Annotated in this window: 23 protein-coding genes and 1 pseudogene; 16 read left to right on the top strand and 8 right to left on the bottom strand. The window is 75.0% G+C overall.

Annotated elements, in window-relative coordinates:
- Positions 1 to 141: 141 nt before the first annotated feature.
- A complete protein-coding gene (locus tag ACFQ80_RS08830) occupies positions 142 to 1,545 on the bottom strand; it encodes an MFS transporter (protein WP_430563379.1) in 1,404 nt (467 codons plus the stop codon).
- Between the two features lie 101 nt (positions 1,546 to 1,646).
- On the opposite strand from ACFQ80_RS08830, the gene ACFQ80_RS08825 reads away from it, so the two are divergent.
- The gene (locus ACFQ80_RS08825; protein WP_430563378.1) at positions 1,647 to 2,564 is read left to right on the top strand and encodes a helix-turn-helix transcriptional regulator; all 918 of its coding nucleotides are present in this window, start codon (positions 1,647 to 1,649) and stop codon (positions 2,562 to 2,564) included.
- On the top strand, positions 2,561 to 2,977 hold the full coding sequence (locus ACFQ80_RS08820) for a cupin domain-containing protein (protein WP_430563377.1): 417 nt from the start codon (positions 2,561 to 2,563) through the stop codon (positions 2,975 to 2,977). Before ACFQ80_RS08825 ends, ACFQ80_RS08820 begins: the two co-directional genes overlap by 4 nt.
- A gap of 6 nt (positions 2,978 to 2,983) precedes the next feature.
- Here ACFQ80_RS08820 and ACFQ80_RS08815 read toward each other — a convergent pair whose 3' ends face one another.
- Positions 2,984 to 4,291, bottom strand: coding sequence for an anaerobic C4-dicarboxylate transporter (locus ACFQ80_RS08815; RefSeq protein WP_430551460.1), 1,308 nt, complete (start codon positions 4,289 to 4,291; stop codon positions 2,984 to 2,986).
- 134 nt (positions 4,292 to 4,425) lie between these two features.
- Positions 4,426 to 5,859 (bottom strand): annotated as a pseudogene (gene aspA / locus ACFQ80_RS08810) (aspartate ammonia-lyase); the annotation flags it as partial.
- Positions 5,860 to 6,006: 147 nt separating this feature from the next.
- Between aspA and ACFQ80_RS08805 the strand changes: the two are divergent.
- The 10 genes from ACFQ80_RS08805 to ACFQ80_RS08760 all read left to right on the top strand — a co-directional run bounded on the left by ACFQ80_RS08805 (position 6,007) and on the right by ACFQ80_RS08760 (position 12,647).
- Positions 6,007 to 6,933, top strand: a complete 927-nt coding sequence (locus tag ACFQ80_RS08805) for a hypothetical protein (RefSeq protein WP_430551459.1) — start codon at positions 6,007 to 6,009, stop codon at positions 6,931 to 6,933.
- A gap of 16 nt (positions 6,934 to 6,949) precedes the next feature.
- Positions 6,950 to 7,138 (top strand): hypothetical protein, encoded by a 189-nt coding sequence (locus ACFQ80_RS08800; protein WP_430551458.1) that lies wholly within the window; start codon positions 6,950 to 6,952, stop codon positions 7,136 to 7,138.
- Positions 7,135 to 7,395 carry a hypothetical protein gene (locus tag ACFQ80_RS08795; protein WP_430563376.1) on the top strand — a complete coding sequence of 87 codons (261 nt, stop codon included), beginning with the start codon at positions 7,135 to 7,137 and terminating at the stop codon, positions 7,393 to 7,395. Before ACFQ80_RS08800 ends, ACFQ80_RS08795 begins: the two co-directional genes overlap by 4 nt.
- A gap of 3 nt (positions 7,396 to 7,398) precedes the next feature.
- Complete coding sequence (locus ACFQ80_RS08790) at positions 7,399 to 7,659, top strand: hypothetical protein (protein WP_430551456.1); 261 nt, start codon at positions 7,399 to 7,401, stop codon at positions 7,657 to 7,659.
- Positions 7,656 to 8,255 carry an NADPH-dependent FMN reductase gene (locus ACFQ80_RS08785; RefSeq protein ID WP_430551455.1) on the top strand — a complete coding sequence of 200 codons (600 nt, stop codon included), beginning with the start codon at positions 7,656 to 7,658 and terminating at the stop codon, positions 8,253 to 8,255. Before ACFQ80_RS08790 ends, ACFQ80_RS08785 begins: the two co-directional genes overlap by 4 nt.
- A gap of 77 nt (positions 8,256 to 8,332) precedes the next feature.
- A complete protein-coding gene (locus ACFQ80_RS08780) occupies positions 8,333 to 9,661 on the top strand; it encodes a sensor histidine kinase (RefSeq protein ID WP_430563375.1) in 1,329 nt (442 codons plus the stop codon).
- The gene (locus ACFQ80_RS08775; RefSeq protein WP_430563374.1) at positions 9,658 to 10,311 is read left to right on the top strand and encodes a response regulator; all 654 of its coding nucleotides are present in this window, start codon (positions 9,658 to 9,660) and stop codon (positions 10,309 to 10,311) included. The genes ACFQ80_RS08780 and ACFQ80_RS08775 overlap by 4 nt, the downstream gene beginning before the upstream one ends.
- A gap of 12 nt (positions 10,312 to 10,323) precedes the next feature.
- Positions 10,324 to 10,683: an RNA-binding S4 domain-containing protein gene (locus ACFQ80_RS08770; RefSeq protein ID WP_430563373.1), complete on the top strand. Its 360-nt coding sequence runs from the start codon at positions 10,324 to 10,326 to the stop codon at positions 10,681 to 10,683.
- Positions 10,684 to 10,692: 9 nt separating this feature from the next.
- Positions 10,693 to 11,910, top strand: a complete 1,218-nt coding sequence (locus ACFQ80_RS08765) for a dipeptidase (protein ID WP_430563372.1) — start codon at positions 10,693 to 10,695, stop codon at positions 11,908 to 11,910.
- A 56-nt stretch (positions 11,911 to 11,966) separates the two neighbouring features.
- Complete coding sequence (locus ACFQ80_RS08760) at positions 11,967 to 12,647, top strand: response regulator (protein WP_430563371.1); 681 nt, start codon at positions 11,967 to 11,969, stop codon at positions 12,645 to 12,647.
- Here the strand turns inward: ACFQ80_RS08760 and ACFQ80_RS08755 are convergent.
- Positions 12,599 to 14,353 carry a GAF domain-containing protein gene (locus ACFQ80_RS08755; RefSeq protein WP_430563370.1) on the bottom strand — a complete coding sequence of 585 codons (1,755 nt, stop codon included), beginning with the start codon at positions 14,351 to 14,353 and terminating at the stop codon, positions 12,599 to 12,601. The genes ACFQ80_RS08760 and ACFQ80_RS08755 overlap by 49 nt on opposite strands.
- A gap of 144 nt (positions 14,354 to 14,497) precedes the next feature.
- Between ACFQ80_RS08755 and ACFQ80_RS08750 the strand changes: the two genes are divergently transcribed.
- Positions 14,498 to 15,394 (top strand): universal stress protein, encoded by an 897-nt coding sequence (locus tag ACFQ80_RS08750; protein ID WP_430563369.1) that lies wholly within the window; start codon positions 14,498 to 14,500, stop codon positions 15,392 to 15,394.
- A gap of 60 nt (positions 15,395 to 15,454) precedes the next feature.
- On the opposite strand, the gene ACFQ80_RS08745 is transcribed toward ACFQ80_RS08750, so the two are convergent.
- Positions 15,455 to 15,751, bottom strand: a complete 297-nt coding sequence (locus tag ACFQ80_RS08745; protein WP_430563368.1) for a hypothetical protein — start codon at positions 15,749 to 15,751, stop codon at positions 15,455 to 15,457.
- A gap of 106 nt (positions 15,752 to 15,857) precedes the next feature.
- On the opposite strand from ACFQ80_RS08745, the gene ACFQ80_RS08740 reads away from it, so the two are divergent.
- Positions 15,858 to 17,918 carry a hypothetical protein gene (locus tag ACFQ80_RS08740; protein WP_430563367.1) on the top strand — a complete coding sequence of 687 codons (2,061 nt, stop codon included), beginning with the start codon at positions 15,858 to 15,860 and terminating at the stop codon, positions 17,916 to 17,918.
- Here ACFQ80_RS08740 and ACFQ80_RS08735 read toward each other — a convergent pair.
- Positions 17,802 to 18,368, bottom strand: coding sequence for a GNAT family N-acetyltransferase (locus tag ACFQ80_RS08735; RefSeq protein WP_430563366.1), 567 nt, complete (start codon positions 18,366 to 18,368; stop codon positions 17,802 to 17,804). The genes ACFQ80_RS08740 and ACFQ80_RS08735 overlap by 117 nt on opposite strands.
- Before the next feature lie 10 nt (positions 18,369 to 18,378).
- On the bottom strand, positions 18,379 to 18,942 hold the full coding sequence (locus tag ACFQ80_RS08730) for a TetR/AcrR family transcriptional regulator (protein ID WP_430563365.1): 564 nt from the start codon (positions 18,940 to 18,942) through the stop codon (positions 18,379 to 18,381).
- A 102-nt stretch (positions 18,943 to 19,044) separates the two neighbouring features.
- Here ACFQ80_RS08730 and ACFQ80_RS08725 point away from each other — a divergent pair, with 102 nt between their 5' ends.
- The gene (locus tag ACFQ80_RS08725) at positions 19,045 to 19,947 is read left to right on the top strand and encodes an SDR family oxidoreductase (protein ID WP_430563364.1); all 903 of its coding nucleotides are present in this window, start codon (positions 19,045 to 19,047) and stop codon (positions 19,945 to 19,947) included.
- A 15-nt stretch (positions 19,948 to 19,962) separates the two neighbouring features.
- Here the strand turns inward: ACFQ80_RS08725 and ACFQ80_RS08720 are convergent, their stop codons facing one another.
- Positions 19,963 to 20,544, bottom strand: a complete 582-nt coding sequence (locus ACFQ80_RS08720; RefSeq protein ID WP_430545958.1) for a 1-acyl-sn-glycerol-3-phosphate acyltransferase — start codon at positions 20,542 to 20,544, stop codon at positions 19,963 to 19,965.
- 63 nt (positions 20,545 to 20,607) lie between these two features.
- Between ACFQ80_RS08720 and ACFQ80_RS08715 the strand changes: the two genes are divergently transcribed.
- The gene (locus ACFQ80_RS08715; protein ID WP_430551443.1) at positions 20,608 to 20,988 is read left to right on the top strand and encodes a VOC family protein; all 381 of its coding nucleotides are present in this window, start codon (positions 20,608 to 20,610) and stop codon (positions 20,986 to 20,988) included.
- The last annotated feature ends 8 nt before the right edge of the window (positions 20,989 to 20,996 follow it).

Raw genomic sequence — 20,996 nt, 5'->3', positions numbered from 1 at the left:
GGGAGGTCCTGCTGGTACCCCGCCCGGGGGAACCTCCCGCAGAGCCGCCGCGAATCCACGAGCAGGACGCCGCGAATCCACGAGCAACAGGTCGCGGGTCCACGAGCAGGCTTCGCAATGTACGTGCTGGCGACGAGCGGCTCACGCACCTGGGCTTCGACGTGCCGAGGGGAGCACGAGCAGGACGGCGGCGACGAGCGCGGCCAGCAGCAGCACCGCGCCGGCGGTCATGGCCGCGGCGTACGTGCTGGTCAGGGCCAGCACGAGGCTCATGCCGAGCGCGCCGCCGAGTTGGTGCACCGCGTTCACGACCCCCGACGCGGCGCCGGCCTGCGATCGGTCGACGCCCGCGATGCCCGACGCCGTGAGCGGCCCGAACGCGAGGCCCTGCCCGGCGCCGACGAGCGTCATCGGCAGCGCGATGCCGACGGCGTACGAGGTGCCGGCGTCGACCGCGCCCAGCCACGCCATGCCCGCGACGGCGAGCACCAGCCCGGCCACGAGCAGCACCGGGCCGCTCGTCCGTCGTTGCAGGCGCGGCACGGCGAGCGCGACGGCGAAGTTGACCGCCGTCATCGGGAAGTAGGCGAAGCCTGCCGCGAGCGCCGAGAAGCCGCGTTCGTCCTGCAGGTACTGGCTGGTGAAGAGGAAGAAGCCCATCATCGCGCCGATGAAGAGCAGCCGGGCCGCGTAGGCGCCCACGCGCTCGCGGCTGGCGAACAGCCCGAGCGGCAGCACCGGCTGCGCGGCGCTGCGCTCGACGACCACCAGGGCGACCAGGAGCGCGACGCCGAGCCCGAGCGTCGCGAGGGTCCCGGCATCGGCCCAACCGTCGTCCCCGGCGCGGACGAACCCGTAGACGAGCGACGACGGGCCGAGCGTGGCCAGCAGCGCCCCCGGGACGTCGAAGCGGCCGGGGGACCGGGGCGTCTCCGGCAGCACCCGCAGCCCGGCGACCAGCATGACGACGCCGACAGGCAGGTTCACGAGGAAGCCCGCGCGCCAGGAGACGAGGTCGGCGAGCAGGCCGCCGACGACGAGCCCGACGCTCGCGCCGATGCCTGCCACCGCGCCGTAGGCCGCCGTCGCGCGGGTCCGCTCGGGCCCCTCGGGGAAGCTCGCCGTGAGCAGCGCGAGGGTCGACGGCGCGAGCACCGCGGCGCCGACGCCCTGCACGGCGCGCGCCGCGACGAGCCAGCCGCCCGTCGGCGCGAGCCCGACCGCGACGGACGCGAGCGTGAACAGCGCCAGCCCGACCACGAACATGCGCCGTCGCCCGAGGATGTCGCCCGCGCGGGCGCCGAGCAGCAGCAGGCCGCCGAAGGTCAGCAGGTAGGCGTCCTGCACCCAGGCGAGAGCCGTCGCGGACATGCCGAGCTCGTCCTGGAGGTGCGGCAGCCCGGTGATCACGATCGAGTTGTCCAGGATCACCATGAAGTAGCCGACGAGGATGATCGCCAGGACCGCGGTGGTGCCGCGACGGGTCGGGGGCTCTGCGGTGGTCCTGGTCAGGACGCCGGTGGGAGCGGGGGGTGCGCTGGTCATGCCGTCCATCAGACGGCGGCCCGCGCGGGCGGGGGAGTCCCGGGCGTCCCCGGTAACGCCAGTACCTCCCGGGGCCGGGGTCGCCGACGTACCGTCGAGGCATGGACCTGAAGGCGGAGACGCGCGAGTTCCTGGCCACCCGCCGGGCGCGGATCACCCCGGACAGGGCCGGGTTGCCCGCGTACGGCGGCAACCGGCGCGTGCCGGGGTTGCGGCGTGAGGAGGTGGCGATGCTCGCGGGCGTGAGCGTCGACTACTACACCCGGCTGGAGCGCGGGAACCTCGGCGGGGTGTCCGAGGAGGTGCTGGAGGCCCTCGCGGAGGCGCTCCAGCTCGACGAGGCGGAGCGGCTGCACCTGTTCGACCTCGCGCGGGCCGCCAACGCGTCCGGCGCGGCCCGGTCGCGGGCGCGCCGCACCCCGCCCGGCTCCGTGCGCCCGGCCGTGCAGCGGATCCTCGACGCCATGGGCGACGTCCCCGCCTTCGTCCGCAACGGACGGCTCGACGTCCTCGGCACGAACGTCCTGGGCCGCGCCCTGTACGCCCCGCTGTACGACTCGCCGGAGCAGGTCGCGGGCAAGCCGGTCAACAGCGCCCGCTTCCACTTCCTCGACCCCGACGCCGCCGCGGCGTTCTTCGGCGAGAAGTCGCCGCGGATGGCCCACGACGCCGTCGCGATCCTGCGCGCCGAGGCGGGCAAGAACCCGTACGACAAGGCCCTCACCGCCCTGGTGGGCGAGCTGTCCACGCGCAGCGAGGACTTCCGCCGGCTGTGGGCGTCGCACGACGTGCGCCTGCACCGCACGGGCACGAAGGTGTTTCACCACCCGGCGGTCGGGCTGCTCGAGCTCGACTACGAGGCCCTCGTGCTGCCCGCCGACCCGGGGCTCCAGATGAACGTCTACACCGCGCAGCCCGGCTCGCCGTCCGAGGACGGGCTCAAGCTGCTGGCGTCGTGGGCGGCCACCACGCTCACGGCGCCCGCCGCCTCCGCCCGAGAAGGAGCCACCGACCGATGAAGAAGCTTCCCCGCCCCGCGACCACGAAGAACCCGCCCGAGCAGTTCCGCGGCGACGTGTGGCTCGACCCGATCGTCACGCCGCAGGAGGGCGACCAGCGGATGGTCGTGGCGCTCGTGCGGTTCGCGCCCGCGGCCCGCACCGCGTGGCACTCGCACGCCCGCGGGCAGACGCTGCACGTCGTGTCGGGCGTCGCGCTGGTCGGCACGCGCGACGGCGTGGTCGTCGAGGCCCGGCCGGGCGAGACGGTCTACTGCCCGCCGGGGGAGGAGCACTGGCACGGGGCGTCGCCGGACGACTTCATGGAGCACCTGGCGATGCTCGAGAACGCCGACGACCCGGCCGCCACGACCACCTGGCTGGAGCACGTCACGGACGAGGAGTACGCCCGCGCGCCCTGGCTCGACGTCTGACGGCGGTCAGATCAGCAGCGGCGCCAGCCCGAAGCCGATGGCGACGGCGGACGCGACGGCCACCAGCCCCGGCACCATGAACGAGTGGTTGAACAGGTACTTCCCGATCCGGGTGGTGCCGGTGTCGTCGAGCTCGATGGCGGCGACCACGGTGGTGTACGTCGGCAGCAGGAAGAGGCCGGTGACGGCGGGGAACGACGCGACCATCGTCGTGGCCGCCACGCCCATCCCGGCGGCCACCGGCATGAGGGCGATCGTCGTCGCCGCCTGCGAGTACAGCAGCGCCGACGCGAGCAGCAGCACGACCGCGAGCATCCACGGGTAGCGCTCGATGATGTCGCCGCCCAGCTCCTCGATCTCGGCCGTGTGCCCCTGCACGAACGTGTTGCCCAGCCACGCGACGCCGATGATGCAGACGGCGGCGCTCATGCCGCTGCGGAACGTCTGCTGCGTGATGACCGTGCCCACGTCGATCTTGCACAGCAGGGCGATGAGCAGCCCCGCCAGCAGCATGAACGTCATGATGGCGCCGCTGCGCGTGATGGTGGGGTTCTCGATGAGGCCCACCGAGTCGGACACCGCCGTCGAGTAGAGCACGACGACCAGCAGCGCCGCCGCGAAGATGATCAGCGACAGCAGCGCCCGCGGCTTGGCGACGAACTCGGTGCGCTCGCGGCGCTTCACCAGCCCCTTGGCGAGCCGCTCCTGGTAGACGGGGTCGTCCTGCAGCTCCACCCCCTGCCGGGACGCGACGACGGCGCCGACCATGCAGCCGACCAGCGTCGAGACGCCGGCCACCGTGAGCAGCGTGATGTAGTCGACGCCCAGCGGCTCCACGACGGCGGCCATCGCCACCACCGCCGCGGAGATGGGCGAGGCGGCGATCGCCATCTGCGACGCCACCACCGCGATGGACAGCGGCCGCGACGGCCGCACGTTCGACTCCTTCGCCACCTCCGCGATCACCGGCAGCGTCGAGAAGGCGACCTGCCCGGTGCCGGAGAACACCGTCATGACGTACGTGACGAGCGGCGCGAGGAAGGTGATGCTGCGCGGGCGGGCGCGCAGCAGCACCTCCGTCTTCGCCACGAGGTAGTCCAGCCCGCCGGCGGCCTGCATCGCGGCGATGGCCGCGATGACGCACATGATGATGCCCAGCACGTCCCAGGGGACGCCCGTCGCCGGGTCGACCTCGAGGCCCAGCAGCCCGAGGACGATGACGCCGGCGCCGCCCGCCAGCCCGATCCCGATCCCGCCGAGGCGCGCGCCGATGAAGACGAAGAGGAGGAGGACGGCGAACTGGACGACGATCACCGGGCGGCCTCACCCGTCTCGTCGGAGGCCTCGTCGTGCTCGTGCCCGGGGTCGGACGGCGCGCCCGTCGCGTCGTCGGACTCCACGACGCGCGAGGACTCGCCCTCCTCGCCCAGCGGCGGGATGCCGCGTTCGTCGGGCGCGTAGAAGCGGCCGCTGTAGCGCGGGTGCAGGAAGTTCTCGGTGGTGAGGATCTTGTCCACCGCCTCGGCGGTGAGCAGGCCGCGCGCGACGACGACGTCGCGCACCGAGGCGCCGGTGCGGGCCGCCTCCTTGCCCACGAGGTCGCCGTTGTGGTGCCCGATCACCTCGTTGAGGTAGGTGACGATGCCGATGGAGCCGAGCACGTGCTGCCGCATGACGTCGGCGTTCGCGGTGATCCCGACGACGCACTTGGTGCGCAGCGCGTCGCACGCGTTGGTCAGCAGCCGGATCGACTCGAACATCGACTCCGCCAGCACGGGCTCCATGACGTTGAGCTGGAGCTGCCCGGCCTCGGCGGCGTGCGTGATGGTCACGTCGTTGCCCATGACCTTGAAGCAGACCTGGTTGACGACCTCGGGGATCACCGGGTTCACCTTGGCGGGCATGATCGAGGAGCCGGCCTGCAGCTCGGGCAGGTTGATCTCGTTGAGCCCCGCGCGCGGCCCGGAGGACAGCAGGCGCAGGTCGTTGCAGATCTTCGACAGCTTGGCCGCGAGCCGCTTCACCGCGGAGTGCACGGCCAGGTAGGCGCCGTTGTCGTAGGTGGCCTCGACGAGGTTCTCCGCCGGCACCGTGCCGAGCCCGGACACCTCCGCGAGCCGCCGCGCCGCGACCTTCGGGTAGCCCGGCGGGGTGTTGAGCCCGGTGCCGATCGCCGTCGCGCCCAGGTTCACCTCGAGCAGCAGGTCGGCCGCGTTCCGCAGGCGCTTGACCTCCTCCGCGACGTTGACGGAGAAGCCGGCGAACTCCTGCCCCAGGCTCATCGGCACCGCGTCCTGCAGCTGGGTGCGGCCCATCTTCGGCAGGTCGGCGAACTCCGACGCCTTCTCGTCGAACGCCCGCGACAGGCGTCGGACCGCCACCACGAGCGACTCGGTCAGGGCATGGACGGCCAGGCGGAAGCCCGTGGGGTAGGCGTCGTTCGTGGACTGGGACTTGTTGACGTGGTCGTTCGGGTTGATGACGTCGTAGCGGCCCTTGGGGAAGCCGGACAGCTCCAGCGCGAGGTTCGCCACCACCTCGTTGGTGTTCATGTTGACGCTGGTGCCCGCGCCGCCCTGGAACACGTCGATCGGGAACTGGTCGAGGCAGCGCCCCTTGACCAGCACCTCGTCGCACGCGCCGATGATGGCGTCCGCGACGTCCCGCTGGATGGCGCGCAGCTCCCGGTTCGCGAGCGCCGCCGCCTTCTTCACCATCACCATGCCGCGGATCATCTCCGGCACGTCGTTGATGGTCGTCCCGGAGATCGGGAAGTTCTCGATCGCCCGGACGGTGTGGATCCCGTAGTACGCCTGCGCAGGGACCTCTTTCGGTCCGAGCAGGTCTTCCTCGACGCGCACGTCAGCCGTGGGTTCAGCCATGGGGCAGACGCTAGCAACGCCACCGGCCGGGCACCCGACGAGAGGTGGGCGTGCGTGCATGCGGGGTCCGGCGTGTGCTGGAGGGGCACGAAGTCGTCAGGGGGCGCCATCGGTGGTCGTTCGGCTGCCCGAGTCGAGGAGGAGCCCATGACGAGGACCAACCCGATGACGTGGCTGGGCAGGCAGGCCCGGCGCGGCGTGACGGACCTGCCGCGCAACGTCCTGTGGATGCTGGACGCGGGCGTCAAGAGCCCGGCCCGCACGGCCGGCCGCACCGTGCAGTCCGCCGGCCGCACCGCGCAGTCGGCCGGGCAGCAGGCGGTCGCCGCCCTGGCCGACGCCAACCCCTTCCCGGGCGACGGCGACCAGCGCCGTCTGAGCCGGGTGGACGCCGCGATGGAGCGGGCGCACGAGCTCGAGGTGCGGGCGCACGACGAGGCCCGCCATGCGAAGGAGCAGGCCGACGCCGTGGCCGAGGCCGAGGCCGAGGGCGACCGCCGGGTGGCCGAGGCCCGCGCGGAGGGCGACCGCGAGGTGAAGCGGGTCACCGCGGAGGCGCAGCGCGAGGCGGACGAGTACGTCGCGGCGAAGCGCGGGCGGGCCACCGAGCTCGCCGCCCGACGGGTGGAGGAGACGGAGGCCGACGTCGGCAAGCACGTGGAGCAGGTCAGGGCGGAGGCCGACCGGGCTCGCGCGAAGGCCGAGGAGGCGGTCGAGCGCGCCCGCCAGCAGATGACGCGAGCCCGGGAGCTGGCCGAGGCCGCAGCGGAGGACGCCCGGCGCGCGGCCGACGAGGCCAGGGCCCGGGCCGACCGGCTCGCGGGGGAGGCCGAGGAGGAGGCGGAGCAGGCCCGACGGCGGGTCGAGGAGGCCGACGCGCGCCGTCGGGAGGTGGCGTCCGAGGGACGGCAGCTCGGGGCGGACGCCGACACCGGCCCGCTGGACCTCAAGGCGATGACGAAGGACGAGCTGCGCGCGCTCGGGGTGGAGATGGGCCTCGACCTGCCGACGTCCCTGCGCAAGGAGCAGATCGTCACGAGGATCCGCAGGCACAAGGACGAGCACGACCGATAGGGACGGGAGCACGACGATGACGTGGTGGCGCAAGAAGACGTTCGCCGACCGGGTCGCGGAGGCGCTGGGGCGCAGGTCGCGGCGGTCGGGCGGCACGGCGGTGCGGTCGGGGCTGATCGCGCTCGGGTCGGTCGTCGGCGTGACGGCCGCGAGCGCGGTCGCGTCGGCGATCCGCACGCGGCAGGGCCAGGAGGGGTCAGGATGATCGGTCGGAGGACGCTCGGCCGCGCCCTGTTCTTCGGGCTCGGGTACGTCGTGGGCACCCGGGCCGGGCGGGAGCGGTACGCACAGATCGAGGCCGGCACCCGAGCGCTCGTCGCGGGCCTGCGCGCCCGCCTCGACGGCGAGGACGACGGCGGGAGCGTCGACGACGACGGCGGTCGCGACGGCGAGGCGCGCCGCCGGTCCGGGTCGTCGCGCGCGGGGGCGGACCCGTACGGGGACATCAGGCTCGGCGGGTGACCCGTGGCCGTGATCATCCGGGTGCACCTGCTCGCGCGGCTCCTGCGCATCCCGCTGCTGCGGGTCGTGGGCGCGGTGGAGCTCCGGGACGACGACGGCCCCGGTGGCGCCGCCGTCACCCGACGGATGGTCGTCGAGGAAGCCGTCGGCGGCACGCTGCCCGGGGAGCGCCGCGTCCCGGCGGTGTACGGCCGTGACCTGGCCGCCGCGGAGGCGCTCCTGGCGCAGCTGCCGCGGCACGGGAGGAACAGGGAGACGTCATGACGTACCAGATCGGCTACATCGTCGGGAGCCTCGCGAAGGGCTCCATCAACCGCACGCTGTCGCGGGCGCTCGTCCGGCTGGCGCCGGAGGACCTCGAGTTCACGGAGATCCCCATCGGTGACCTCCCGCTCTACAGCTGGGACTACGACGCCGACTACCCGCCCGAGGGGAGGGCCTTCAAGACGGCGGTCGAGGCGTCGGACGGCCTGCTCGTCGTGTCGCCGGAGTACAACCGGTCGATCCCGGGCGCCCTGAAGAACGCCATCGACTGGGGCTCGCGCCCGTGGGGCCAGAACTCCTTCGCGCGCAAGCCCGTCGGCATCATCGGCGCGTCCCCGGGCGGCATCGGCACCGCCGTCATGCAGTCGTCGATGCGCGCCGTCCTCAGCTTCCTCGACGCGCCGCAGCTCAACGCCCCGGAGGCCTACATCACCTTCGTCGCCGACGACTTCGGACCGGACGGCGAGGTGTCGAACGAGAGCACCGCCGGCTTCCTGCGGCACTACATGGACGAGTACTGCGCGTTCGTGCAGCGCGTGCTCGCCGTCACCGCGCCCGGGCACATCGGCGACAGCGACCCGGCGTCGACCAAGTAGTCCCCCCGCGCGGGGGGACCGGATCTCCCCCGCTCGGCGGTGGTGGGCGGTGCGGCCGAGCGGCCATGATCGTCGCCATGACCTCGACCGTCGCCGCGCCGAACCCCCTCCGGCCCGCCCGCGCCTGGGTCGCGCCCGCGGCGATGGCCGCGGTGCTCGGCCTCTTCCTCCTGGCGTCGCCCCTGCGGGTCGAGGAGGCACCGCTCGCCGTCGAGCAGCCGGACGGCACCTGGGACACCCCCGCGGGCACGCCCTACCTGGTCGAGACCTCGTGGCTCGACTCCGGGTACTTCCTGTGGTTCGTCACCTGGGCGGCGGGGCTGAGCTGCGTCACCGCCGTGCTCGTCGCCCGCCGTCGTCCCGTCCTCGCGACGCTCCTGGCGGCCTGGCCGTTCCTCACGGTCCCGCTGCTCGGGACGTTCGTGTGGGGCTGGTGGCTGGCCCTGCTGATGATCACGTGCCTGGTGGTCCAGGACTCGTGGCGCCGCGCCGTCGTGCCGCTCGTGGTCACCCTCGCGGGCGCGTGGCTCTACGCGCTCACCAACGTGCCCGCGGCGCTCCCGATCGGCCCGGTGCACGCCGGGAGCTATGACGGCGAGCGCCCAGTCGAGGCGGGCCTGATCTACACGGTGGCCGTGGCGCTCGTCGTCGGGGTCGCCGCCGTCGTCCGCACGGCGCGCGCGTCGTCGCGGCGCTCGCTGGCGGCCGCCGCCACGGAGCGCCACGCGCTGGAGGTCGAGTCCGTCGCCGTCGAGCGGGCGCGCCTCGCGCGCGACCTGCACGACGTCGTCGCGCACCACGTGTCCCTCGTGGCCGTCCGCGCGGAGTCCGCCCCGTACACGTACCCGGACCTGGGCGACGACGCCCGCCGCGTGCTCGCCGACATCGCCGGGGACGCGCGCGAGGCGCTGGGCGAGCTGCGTCAGGTGCTCGCCGTGCTGCAGCGCACGGACGGGAGCGCCCGGGCGCCGCAGCCGACGGCCTGCGACATCGCCGGCCTCGTCGAGCAGGCGCGGGCCGCGGGCCAGGACGTCACGCTCACCGGGGACTGCGAGGACGTGCCGGCCGCGCAGGGCTACGTGCTCTACCGGGCCGCGCAGGAGGCGCTGACGAACGCCCGGCGGCACGCGCCCGGTGCGCCGACGACGATCACGCTGGCGCACGTGTCGGACGTCGCCGGGCTGCGGGTCACGAACCCGGTCGACCACCCGGCCGGTGCGGGCGACGTCGTGCCCGGGGGCGGGCTGATCGGCATGCGGGAGCGGGTCGAGGCGCTCGGCGGCGTCGTGACGGCAGAGCGGGAGGGGCCGGAGTTCGTGCTCGTCGTCAGCCTGCCGGTCGGCCCGCGCGAGGCGGTGCCCGCCGTCGGACGCGACGTCCGGCGCGACGCCGCGGGCGTCGCGTGACACGGGTCGTCGTCGCCGACGACCAGCCGGTCGTGCTGCACGGGTTCACCGCGATCCTCGGCTCGGCGCCGGACCTGGAGGTGGTCGGGACCGCCGGGGACGGCCGGGACCTGCTCGACCTCGTCGCCCGCACGGAGCCGGACGTGGCCGTGGTCGACGTCCGCATGCCGGTGCTCGACGGCATCGCCGCGACCGCCCGGATCGCTGCCGACCACCCCGACACGCGCGTGCTGATCCTCACGACGTTCGACCTCGACGAGTACGTGTACGACGCCCTGCGGTCCGGGGCGAGCGGGTTCCTGCTCAAGGACGTGACGGGGGAGCGGCTGATCGAGGGCGTCCGCCTCGTCGCGGACGGGTCGATGCTGCTCGGCCCCCAGGTCACGCGGCGGCTGGTGGACGACTTCGCGGCCCGGGCGGCCGCACGGCGTCCGGCGCCGGAGCTGGGCACGCTCACGCCGCGGGAGACGGACGTCCTGCTCGCCGTCGCGCGCGGGCTGTCGAACGCGGAGATCGCCGACGCCCTGTTCATCGGGGAGCAGACCGTGAAGTCGTACGTGTCGGAGGTGCTGCGCAAGCTCGGGTGCCGCGACCGCGTGCAGCTCGTCATCGCGGCGTACGAGAGCGGCCTGGCCGGGCGGTCGTCGTGAGAGGCTGACGTCGTGCGCGTGGACGTGTGGCTGTGGGCGGTGCGGCTCTTCAAGAGCCGGTCGTCGTCGGCCGCCCTGCTCCGGTCGGGGCGGGTGCGGGTGAACGGCACGGTGGCCAAGCCGTCGACGTCCGTCACCGTGGGCGACGCCGTCACCTGGCGCGACCCGCTGCGCGACCGCAAGGTCGTCGTCGTCGAGCTGTTGCCCAACCGGGTCGGCGCACCGCTGGCCGTCAAGGCGTACCGCGACGAGAGCCCGCCGGTGCCCACCCGCCAGGAGCGGGAGGCCGTCGGCGTGCGCGACCGCGGCGCCGGCCGCCCCACCAAGCGCGAGCGGCGCGAGATCGACCGGCTGCGCGGCGGCCGTCGCTAGGGTCGGGGGATGACCAGCTCAGCGGACCACACCGACCGCATCGCCGCGCTCCTGCGCGAGCACCCCGTCTGGGACGGGCACAACGACCTGCCGTGGGAGGCGCGCGACCAGGTCGCGTACGACTGGTCGCGGCTGGACCTGGAGGCCGGTACCGACGGCCGTACGCACACCGACGTGCCGCGGCTGCGCGCGGGGGGCGTGGGCGCGCAGTTCTGGTCGGTGTACGTGCCGTCCAACCTGCCCGGCAGCGCCGCGGTCACGGCGACGCTCGAGCAGGTCGACGCCGTGCGCCGCATGGTGGCGCGCTGGCCCGAGCACTTCCGCCTCGCGACGAGCGCCGACGACGTCGTGGCCGCGTGGGCGGAGGGCCGGGTCGCGTCGCTCATGGGCGCGGAGGGCGGGCAGTCGATCGACTCGTCGATGGGCGCCCTGCGCATGCTGTACGAGCTGGGCGTGCGGTACATGACGCTCACGCACAACCACCACAACCCCTGGGCCGAGTCCGCGACCGACGAGCCCCCCGCCGACGGGCGCTTCGCGCAGGGCGGCCTCACCGCCTTCGGGCGGGAGGTGGTGCGCGAGATGAACCGGCTGGGCATGCTCGTCGACCTCTCGCACGTCTCCGCGGGCACGATGCGCGCCGCCCTCGACGTCTCCGAGGCGCCGGTGATCTTCTCGCACAGCTCCGCGCGCGCCGTCGCCGACGTGCCGCGCAACGTGCCCGACGACGTCCTGGCGCGCCTCGCCGAGAACGGCGGCGTGTGCATGGTGACGTTCGTGCCGAGCTTCGTCACCCCGGCCATCGGCGAGTGGCGGGCGCAGGCGGGGGAGGCCGCGAGTGCCGCGGGGATCGCACCGAACGACATCGCCGAGTTCGACCGGTTCGCCACCGCCTGGGCCGAGACGCACCCCAAGCCGCCGACGACGCTCGACGACGTCGTCGCGCACGTCGAGCACGTGCGCGAGGTCGCGGGGGCGGCGCACGTCGGCCTGGGCGGCGACTACGACGGCGCGGGAGGGTTCGCCGACGAGCTGCGCGACGTCTCCGGCTACCCGGCACTGCTGGCGGCGCTGGCCGACCGCGGCTGGTCGGACGCCGACCTGGCGGGTCTGACCAGCGGCAACGTGCTGCGCGCGCTGCGCGGCGCGGAGGACGTCGCCGCCCGGCTGCGGGCCGAGCGGGAGCCCAGCGTCGCGCGCCTCGAGGACCTCGACGGCGGCGTCTGACGGTTGCCCGCGACGGCCGCCCGGCCGAGGGTGCGCCGGAGGGCTAGCGTGAGCCCATGACCGGTGCGCCCGTGCGGGTGTTCCTCGTCGACGACCACGAGGTGGTGCGCCGCGGCGTCGCCGACCTGCTCGGCATGGAGACCGACCTCGAGGTCGTCGGGACCGCCGGGACGGCGGCGGAGGCCCTCGCGCGGGTCCCGGCCCTGCGGCCCGACGTCGTCGTCCTCGACGTCCGGCTGCCCGACGGCGACGGGGTCAGCGTCTGCCGGGAGCTGCGCTCGCGCACCGACGTGGCGGTCCTCATGCTCACGTCGTTCGACGACGACCAGTCCCTGTTCGACGCGATCCTCGCCGGCGCGTCCGGCTACGTGCTCAAGCAGGTGCGCGGCACGGACCTGGTCGCGGGCATCCGGACGGTGGCGGCGGGCGGCTCCATGCTGGACCCGCGGGCCACGGGCCGCGTGATGGCACGCCTGCGCGAGAAGACCGCGGCCGACGACCCGCTCGCCGACCTCACCCCCCAGGAGCGGCGCATCCTCGTGCTCGTGGGCGAGGGCCTGACGAACCGGCAGATCGGCGCCGAGCTGTTCGTCGCCGAGAAGACCGTGAAGAACTACGTGTCGAGCCTCCTGGCGAAGCTGGGCCTCGAGCGCCGGGTGCAGGCGGCGGTCCTCGCGGTGCGGCTCGATCAGCTCGGCCGGCCCGACGACCCCGACACGCCGTCCGCCGCCTCCTGAACCACGCCGGCGAGACCGCTGCCGCCGGGCACGAGCGGCACCCGCCAGCGCAGCGCCGTGCCGCCGGCCCGGCCCGGCCGGGCCTCGAACGAGCCGCCCAGCTCTGCCGCCCGCCGCGAGAGGTTCGCGAGCCCGCTGCGGGGCGCGTCCGTGGCGATCCCGACGCCGTCGTCGACGACGGTCAGCACGAGGTCGCCGTCGGCGCGCAGGCCGACCCGCACCCGTGTGGCGCGCGCGTGCCGGGCCGCGTTCGACAGGCTCTCCCGCAGCACGGCCACGAGGTGCGCCGCGACGGTGGAGGGCACCTGGGCGTCGATCGGGCCCTCGAACCGGACGGTCGGGGCGAAGCCGAGCGCATGGGTCGCGGCGTCGGCCTCCGCGAGGAGCAGCGAGCGCGTGCCGACGCGGTGCGGGAGGTCGCCGCCCGGGTCGCGCAGCCCGCGGATGGTGGTGCGGATCAGGTCGATCGTCTCGTCGATCTGGTCGATCGCCGCACCGACCCGCCCCGCCGTCTCACGGGTCTCCTCGGGGGCCAGGGGGCCCGGTGCGGCGAGGCGGCGGTCCACCGTCTGCAGGGAGAGCCCCGTGGCGTACAGGCGCTGCACCGCCAGGTCGTGCAGGTCGCGCGCGATGCGGTCGCGGTCGCGCACCACGGCGAGCCGGGCCGCGTCCGCGCGCCGTTCGGCCAGCTCGAGCGCGACGGCGGCCTGGTTCGCGAACGCCCCCAGCGCCTCGACGACGACGGTCGGGAAGGGGTCGGCGCCGCGCACCCGCCCGACGACGAGGACCCCGCGCGCCCGCCGCCCGCGGCCCACGAGCGGGAAGGCGGCGACGGGGCCGAGCGTGCCGTCCGGGTGCAGGGCTACGTCGGCGCGGTCGTCGGTGGTGGCGTCGGCGGTGACGACGGGCCGCCCGTCCACGAACGCCATCGCGCTGAACGAGCGCGGCGGGGTCAGCACCTGCCCGCGCAGGCTCTCCGCCCGGATCCCGACCGCCGAGCGGACGACGAGGGTGGGGAGCTCCCGGTCCGGGTCGTCGTCGACGGGCACGGCGATCCCGGCCGTGTCGGCCGCGGCCACGCTGATCGCCTCCGCCGCGACCAGGTCGAGCACGCTGTCCGGGTCCTCGCCGGACAGCAGGCGCCGCGCGATCTCGTCGTCGGCCCGCAGCCACCGCTCCCGCAGCCGCGTCTCCTCGTAGAGGCGCGCGTTCTCGACGGCGAAGCTCGCGGCGGTCGCGAACCCTTCCAGCAGCCGCTGGTCGTCCGCGGTGAACTCGCCTCCGCCGCGCTTCTCGGTGAGGTAGAGGTTGCCGAACGGCTGTCCGTGCACCTGCAACGGCACGCCGAGGAAGCTGCGCATCGGCGGGTGGTGCGGCGGGAACCCGACCGAGCGCGCGTCCGCGGCGATGTCCGGGAGGCGGAGCGGACGGGGGTCGCGGATGAGCTCGCCGAGGATCCCGTGCCCCGTCGGGTACGGGCCGATGGCGCGGATCTCGTCCTCGGACATGCCCACGGTGAGGAACCGGGTGATGCGCCGGTCGTCCCCGAGCACGCCGAGGGCGGCGAAGCGGGCGTCGACGACCGCGGCGGCGGCCTGCACCACCCGGTGCAGGGTCGTCTCCAGCTCGAGGCCCCGGCCCACGGACACGACGGCGTCCAGGAGGACGTCCATGTCCCGCTCCCGGCGACCCTGCCGCGGACTCACGTCACACACGCTAGAAGCACCGACGGATGCCCGCCCGTTGTCCCGGTCGTCCCGATCGGGACCTTCGGCCCGTCCGACGGGGCGTTCGGCACTGCCGCGCGGCCCGGCGCGCGTGGCCCACTGGTGCGGTCGGAGGAGGACGACATGGCGATCAGCAGCGTGGAAGGCCCGGTCCGGGACGTCGTCGTGGGTGTCGACGGCTCGGAGGGCGGCTACCACGCGATGGCGTGGGCGGCGGGCGAGGCACTGCGCCTGGCGGCGCGCCTCGTCGTCGTGCACGCCTACGCCCAGCCGGTCGGTCTCGGGGCGGTGACCGCGGGGTCCCGCGGGCCGGAACCGCGGGCGGAGGCGGAGGCGCTGGTCGCGCGGTCCCGGGTCAGGTTCGAGCGCACGACGGCGGCACGGACGCTCGGCACGTCGCCCGGCGCGGTCGAGTTCGTGGCCGTGCGCGGCGACGCCTGCGCCGTCCTCGTGCACCACGCCCGGCGCGGCGCCGTCGTCGTGGTGGGACGCCGGGGCGTCGGCACGTTCGACCGCATGCCCATGGGCTCGATCTCGTCCGCCGTGGCGGCGCTGGCCCCCGGCACGGTGGTCGTCGTGCCGCGGGCCGCCCGCGCCCAGGAGCCGCGCCGCGTGGTCGTCGCCGTCGACCCTCGCGAGGCCTCCGACCGCGTGCTCGAGGCAGGGTTCGACGAGGCCGACCGCGCCGGTGTGTCCCTGACGGCGGCGCACTCCGCCGACGAGGGGATGTTCGCGGGCGCCACCGACGGCGACCTCGGGTGGCTGGAACGGCTGCGCGCCGAGGCGCGGGCCGACCTCGAGGCCCGGGTCGCGCGGTGGGGCGAGAAGTACCCCGCCGTGGGCTGGACGGTCGAGACGCGCGGCGGTGTCGCGCCGGGCGCGCTGCTCGCCGCGCTGCGGTCGGACGACCTGGTGGTGACCGGCGGCCGCGCCGCCTCCCTGCAGGTCGGCCGCGTGCGCGGCGGCCCCGACCGGATCGTGCGCCACGCGCCGTGCGCCGTGACGGTGGTGCACGACTAGCTTGCCGCCGCGTGCCCGTCGACTCCCCCGGCGGGCCGCGGCGGCAGGAACCCGTGCGGCTCAGGCGCTCAGTGAGCGCTGCGACCAGCTGGTGCCGAGGGCGCGCAGGACGTCGTGCGGGTCGCGCCGCGTCGCGTCCGTGTAGGCACGCAGGGACATCACCGACGCCGTGAGCATGGTGGTGATCACCTCGCGCGCGAGCCGGGGGTCGGTGCTCGCCTCGTCGAGCAGCTCCTGCACGATGCGGGAGCGGATGCCGAGGTCGGGTTCCGAGCACGCCGTGAGCAGGGCGATGGTGAGCGAGCCGGCGTCCGTGCCGACGGAACCGTCGCCGGCACCTGTGCTGTCAGTACCCATGGCGTCCCCCTCCGCGGCCCGACGGGTTCCGGTTTACCGCACGGGGCGACGTCGCGCACCCGGGCGGGCTTGCGGCGTGCCGACGGCAGGCGCAAGGATGCGCGCGATGATCCCCTCGCCCGCGCCTCGCCGACGTGCCGCGCCGCACCTGCTGCCCGGTCTGCTCGGCGTCGGGCTGGCCGGCGCCCTGCTGCTGGCGGGCCCCACCGCCGTCGCCGACGAAGGGCTCACGGAGGAGTCCCACAGCCGGTACGTGCTGCGGGCGAAGGACACCGAGGTGCGGGCGACGTCGACCACCACCATCGGCAACGTCACGCCCGACCGCGGGCTGACGTACTACTACTTCACGTCGTACTCCATCGCCGTGCCGGCGGGGGCGGAGGACGTGCGCGCGACGAGCGGCGGTGCCTCGCTGCCGGTGCGGCTGGAGGCGACCGAGGACCCGAGCACCCGGTACGCGGTGACGACGTTCGCACCGCTGCGGTACGGGCAGACGCGCACCATCGAGTGGAGCTTCGTCGTGCCGGGCGAGCTGGTGCGCTCGAAGGACTACACGCGGGTGGGCGACGGCTTCGCGACGTTCGCGGCGTCGGGAGTGGGGGACGCCGGCCGGACGACGGTCGAGGTGGTGCTGCCGGCGTCGATGACGTTCGATGCGACGTCCGACGTGTTCACGCAGGAGCGCTCCGGGAAGACCACCACGTACACGGCCACGGAGAACACGGACAAGGACGGGATCTGGGCGGTCGTCTCGGCGCGCGACCCGAAGAAGGCGGACGAGAAGGTCGTCGAGGTGGGCGGCACCACCCTCACGCTGCAGAGCTTCCCGGGCGACGAGAGGTGGACGGCGTTCGTGGGGAAGCGGCTGCACGAGGGCCTGCCCGTGCTGGAGGACCTCGTCGGCCGGCCGTGGCCGGGCGGGCTCGACACGATCCGCGAGGACGTGTCGCCCAAGGTGCTCGGGTACGCCTGGTTCGACCCGGACAAGGACGAGATCGTCATCCCGGAGGACCTCGACCCCGCGACGCTCTACCACGAGCTCGGGCACGCCTGGCTGAACCCGGACCGCCTCACGGAGCGGTGGCTGTCCGAGGGCGTGACGGAGGTGGTGGCGCAGCGCGTCGTGGAGCGGACGGGCGCGTCGAGCGACCCGTGGTCGGCGCCCGACCGCCACGCCGACGTCGCCGTGCCCCTCTCGGACTGGGACGCGCACCCGGGCGAGCTGGACGCGGACGCCGAGCAGTACGGGTACGCGGCGTCGTACACCGTGGTGCGGAAGCTGCTGGGCGGGCTCGACGACGACGCGTTCACGGCCGTGGTCTCGGCGGCCCAGGCGGGGGAGAGCGCGTACGAGCGCCCGGGCTCCATGGAGGAGAACGGCGGCCGGACCGACTGGCGGCGCTTCCTCGACCTGGTGGAGGAACGGGGCGGCGTCTCCGGCGCGCCGAAGGTGCTGCGCACGTGGGTGCTCGACGCCGAGCAGAAGGCCGCGCTGAAGCCCCGGGCCGCCGCGCGGAAGGCGTACGCGGCCCTGGACGAGGCCGACGGCGGCTGGGCGCCTCCGCTCGGGCTGCGCACGGCCATGACCCGCTGGGAGTTCGACGAGGCGAAGGACGTGCGGTCCGCGCTCGACGGCACGGCGCAGGACGCCGGGGCCGTGCAGTCAGCGGCCGAGCGGGCCGGGCTGGACGTGCCGGCGGCGGTGCGCGCGGCGTACGAGGGGGCGTCCGACGCCGACGCGTACGCGGAGCTCGCCACCCTGCTGCCGCGGGCCGCCGAGGTGACGACGAGCGTCGGCGCGGCCGTCGAGGCGTCCGACGCCGACCGCGACCCGGTGACGGAGCTGGGGGCGCTGGTGCTCGGCGTCGACCGGGCGGCCGAGCGGGCGCGGGGCGACCTCGCCGCCGGCGACCTCGATGCCGCCGCCGAGCATGCGGCCGCGGCGTCGGACCGGGCAGGGCTCGCGACGGCCGCCGGGGCCGGCGTGGTGGTGCTGGTCCTCGCCGCGGGGGGCGGCGTCGTCGCTCTCGTGGTGCGTCGTCGACGGAGGTCAGTCGTGGAGGATGCGCTGGAAGAGGGCGTGGTCCTGCCAACGGCCGGCGATCCGGAGGTAGGACGGCGCGGTGCCGATGCGGTCGAACCCGGTGCGCGCGAGCACCTTCTGTGACGCCGCGTTGTGCAGCAGGGTCGCCGCCTGGACGCGGTGCAGGCCCAGGTCGTCGCGGGCGTGCGCGCACGCGGCGTCGACCGCCGCGGTCATGACGCCGCGCCCGGCGAGCGAGGCGTCGACCCAGTAGCCCAGATGGGCGTTGCGGAACGCGCCGAGCACGATGTCGGACAGGTTCACGCGGCCGACGATCTCGCCGGCACGCACCAGGACGAGCGGCACCGACCGGCCGTCCTCGTGCGACCGCAGCTCCGTCGCGACGAGCCCGGCCTGCCGGTCGGCGTCGTAGAACTCCGGCGGACGCACCGGCTCCCACGGCTCCAGGTGAGCCCGGTTGCGGGAGTACGCCGCCGCGAGCGCCGGTCCGTCGTCGTCGTCCAGGAGGCGCAGGGTGACGCCGTCGGGCAGCGCACCGGAGGGGACGGAGGGCGGGTTTCCGGTCGCGGGCACGACGGCGAGCCTAGCCCCGCGCCTGGGCGCGCAGGGCCGCGAGGGCGGACCGCACCTCGTCGGTGACCGGTCGGGACTGCCCGGAGGCGATCCAGGCCTCGAACCCGACCCGGAACGCCGCCACCCCGGCCTCGGCGACCATCGAGGCGTCCGGTTCGGGGACGCCGCGGCCGCGCAGTGCTGCCGCGGTGGCGTCGCGCAGCGCGGCGAGCTTGAGGAGCTCCCGCTCCTGCAGGCGCGGGGTCGCGGCGACGACGGCGGCGCGGCGGGCGGCGAGCTCGCGGCGCTCCTCGAGGACCTGGACGGCGGTGGCGACGGCCTCGCCGACGACGTCGAGCGGCTCGTCGGCGTCGGGCGCGGCGGCGATGGCGGCCTCGACGGCCGCCTCGAGCTCGTGGGAGCCGTCGAACAGCACCTCGCGCTTGTCGGCGAAGTGCCGGAAGTACGTGCGCTCGGTGACGCCGGCGCGCTCGGCGATCTGGGCGGTCGTCGTCTGCTCGAACCCCTGCTCGGCGTAGAGGTCGAGCGCGGCGCGCGTCATGCGCCCGCGCGCGTCGGGTTCCCATCGGGCCATGCGGCACAGTCTAGTGATGACGGTCCCTGACATCAGGTGTACCGTGAGTGATGTCAGCAACTGACATCACGGGCCGCGGCACGGCCCACGAGAGGAGAACCCATGCGCGTCTTCGTCACCGGAGCCTCCGGCTGGATCGGCTCCGCCACCGTCCCCCACCTCCTCGCCGCCGGGCACGACGTCCTCGGGCTCGCCCGCTCCGACGCGTCGGCCCGCCGGGTCGAGGAGCTGGGCGCCACCGCCGTCCGTGGCGGGCTCGACGACCTGGAGGTGCTGCGGGCCGCCGCCCGCGACGCCGACGCGGTCGTCCACCTGGCGTTCAAGCACGACTTCGCCGACTACGAGGCCGCGGGCCGTACCGAACGGGCCGTCGTCCAGGCGTTCGTCGACGAGCTCGCGGACAGCGGGCGCGGCCTGCTGGTCGCGTCCGGCGTCGTCGGGCGGCCGGGCGTCGTGCTCACCGAGCGCGACGCGTCGGCCTTCACCGGCCCGGACGCGCCGCGCGGCGGCTCCGAGGGCGTGGCGCTCGACGCCGCGGAGCGAGGGATCCGACCGGTGGCGCTCCGGTTCCCGGCGACCGTGCACGGCACCGGCGACCACGGCTTCACCGCGACGCTCGTGCGGACGGCGCGCGAGCGCGGCGTCTCCGGGTACGTCGGGGACGGCTCGGCCCGGTGGCCCGCGGTGCACGTCGGCGACGCCGGGCGCGCGGTCGCCCTCGCCGTCGACAAGGCGCCCGCGGGCTCCGCGGTGCACGCCGTGGCGGAGGAGGGCGTCCCGTCCCGCGAGATCGCCGAGGCGATCGGCAGGGTCGTGGGGGTGCCGGCGGTGTCCGTCGACCCGGCGGACGCGGCCGAGCACTTCGGCTGGCTCAGCCGGTTCTGGGGCATGGACGCCGTCGCGTCGAGCGCCCTGACGCGCGAGCTGCTGGGCTGGGAGCCGGTCGGCCCGACGCTGCTGGAGGACCTTGCCGCCGGCGCGTACGACCACGCGGCGCGCGGCTGACGCGTCGAGAGGGCGTCAGCCCTGCCGGTCCTCGTCGGCCAGCCGCGGCTCGGTGCGCAGCGCCGGGCGCAGGCCCGCCTTGTCCGCGTAGAACGCGCGGATGTCGTCCATGTCGGCGCGCACGTCGCCGGTGAGGCGGAGGGTGGGGCCGAGGCCCGTCGTCATCGTGGTGCGGTCGACGTACCCGAGCGTCACGGGCAGGTCCGCGGCCCGGGCGATGCGGTAGAAGCCCGACTTCCACCCGTCGCCCGACCGCGTGCCCTCGGGCGTGACGACGAGGTGGAACACCTCCCCGGCACGGACGTGGGCGAGCACGTCGTCCACCACCCGGCTGGGGTCGCGACGGTCCACGGGGATACCGCCGAGCGCGCGCATGAGCGGTCCGCGCCAGCCGGCGAACAGGGTGTGCTTGCCCAGCCAGCGCACGTCCAGCCCGAGCCGCCACGCGATGGCGAGCATGAGCACGAAGTCCCAGTTGGACGTGTGCGGCGCGCCCACCAGCACGCCCGCCTGCGCCGGGGCCGGCTCGCTGCGCAGGGTCCAGCGGCTGAGCCGCCAGTAGGTGCCGGCGAGCGCCCGCCGCAGGGTTCTGAGCATCGGGCGACTCTACCGGCCGGCGGACGGGGAGCGGGTGTCGGAGGGCCGCGCCATGCTGCCTGGATGAGCGAGCACGCGCACGGCGTCCACCACACCATCGACTACCTCGAGCTGCCGGTGACCGACCTCGCGGCGGCCCAGGAGTTCTATGCCGCGGCCTTCGGCTGGGAGTTCGTCGCCTACGGGCCGCAGTACGCGGGCATCCGCACGGCCGCGGAGCGGGCGCCGGCGGAGGCGGGCGGGCTGCGTCTCGCCGAGGCCGCCGACGTCTCCCGGGGCGGCCCGTTCGTCCTGCTGTACTCCGACGACCTCGACGCGACGCTGGCCGGCGTGACGGCCGCGGGCGGCCGGGTGGTCGACGGCCCGTACGAGTTCCCCGGCGGCCGCCGCTTCCACTTCCTCGACCCCAGCGGCAACGAGCTCGGGGTGTGGGCGACGGCCTGACGGGCTCT

Source organism: Isoptericola sp. NPDC056578 (assembly GCF_042793275.1).
GTDB lineage: Bacteria > Actinomycetota > Actinomycetes > Actinomycetales > Cellulomonadaceae > Isoptericola.
The sequence above is the reverse complement of the archived record's forward strand: the minus strand, read 5'-3'. Positions and strand labels throughout refer to the sequence as shown.

What these genes read in the sequence shown, in the direction of transcription:
- ACFQ80_RS08830 (WP_430563379.1), bottom strand. Translation starts at nt 1,545, where the DNA reads ATGACCAGCGCACCCCCCGCTCCCACCGGCGTCCTGACCAGGACCACC.
- ACFQ80_RS08825 (WP_430563378.1), top strand. Translation starts at nt 1,647, where the DNA reads ATGGACCTGAAGGCGGAGACGCGCGAGTTCCTGGCCACCCGCCGGGCG.
- ACFQ80_RS08820 (WP_430563377.1), top strand. Translation starts at nt 2,561, where the DNA reads ATGAAGAAGCTTCCCCGCCCCGCGACCACGAAGAACCCGCCCGAGCAG.
- ACFQ80_RS08805 (WP_430551459.1), top strand. Translation starts at nt 6,007, where the DNA reads ATGACGAGGACCAACCCGATGACGTGGCTGGGCAGGCAGGCCCGGCGC.
- ACFQ80_RS08800 (WP_430551458.1), top strand. Translation starts at nt 6,950, where the DNA reads ATGACGTGGTGGCGCAAGAAGACGTTCGCCGACCGGGTCGCGGAGGCG.
- ACFQ80_RS08795 (WP_430563376.1), top strand. Translation starts at nt 7,135, where the DNA reads ATGATCGGTCGGAGGACGCTCGGCCGCGCCCTGTTCTTCGGGCTCGGG.
- ACFQ80_RS08785 (WP_430551455.1), top strand. Translation starts at nt 7,656, where the DNA reads ATGACGTACCAGATCGGCTACATCGTCGGGAGCCTCGCGAAGGGCTCC.
- ACFQ80_RS08780 (WP_430563375.1), top strand. Translation starts at nt 8,333, where the DNA reads ATGACCTCGACCGTCGCCGCGCCGAACCCCCTCCGGCCCGCCCGCGCC.
- ACFQ80_RS08765 (WP_430563372.1), top strand. Translation starts at nt 10,693, where the DNA reads ATGACCAGCTCAGCGGACCACACCGACCGCATCGCCGCGCTCCTGCGC.
- ACFQ80_RS08760 (WP_430563371.1), top strand. Translation starts at nt 11,967, where the DNA reads ATGACCGGTGCGCCCGTGCGGGTGTTCCTCGTCGACGACCACGAGGTG.
- ACFQ80_RS08750 (WP_430563369.1), top strand. Translation starts at nt 14,498, where the DNA reads ATGGCGATCAGCAGCGTGGAAGGCCCGGTCCGGGACGTCGTCGTGGGT.
- ACFQ80_RS08745 (WP_430563368.1), bottom strand. Translation starts at nt 15,751, where the DNA reads ATGGGTACTGACAGCACAGGTGCCGGCGACGGTTCCGTCGGCACGGAC.
- ACFQ80_RS08740 (WP_430563367.1), top strand. Translation starts at nt 15,858, where the DNA reads ATGATCCCCTCGCCCGCGCCTCGCCGACGTGCCGCGCCGCACCTGCTG.
- ACFQ80_RS08730 (WP_430563365.1), bottom strand. Translation starts at nt 18,942, where the DNA reads ATGGCCCGATGGGAACCCGACGCGCGCGGGCGCATGACGCGCGCCGCG.
- ACFQ80_RS08725 (WP_430563364.1), top strand. Translation starts at nt 19,045, where the DNA reads ATGCGCGTCTTCGTCACCGGAGCCTCCGGCTGGATCGGCTCCGCCACC.
- ACFQ80_RS08720 (WP_430545958.1), bottom strand. Translation starts at nt 20,544, where the DNA reads ATGCTCAGAACCCTGCGGCGGGCGCTCGCCGGCACCTACTGGCGGCTC.
- ACFQ80_RS08715 (WP_430551443.1), top strand. Translation starts at nt 20,608, where the DNA reads ATGAGCGAGCACGCGCACGGCGTCCACCACACCATCGACTACCTCGAG.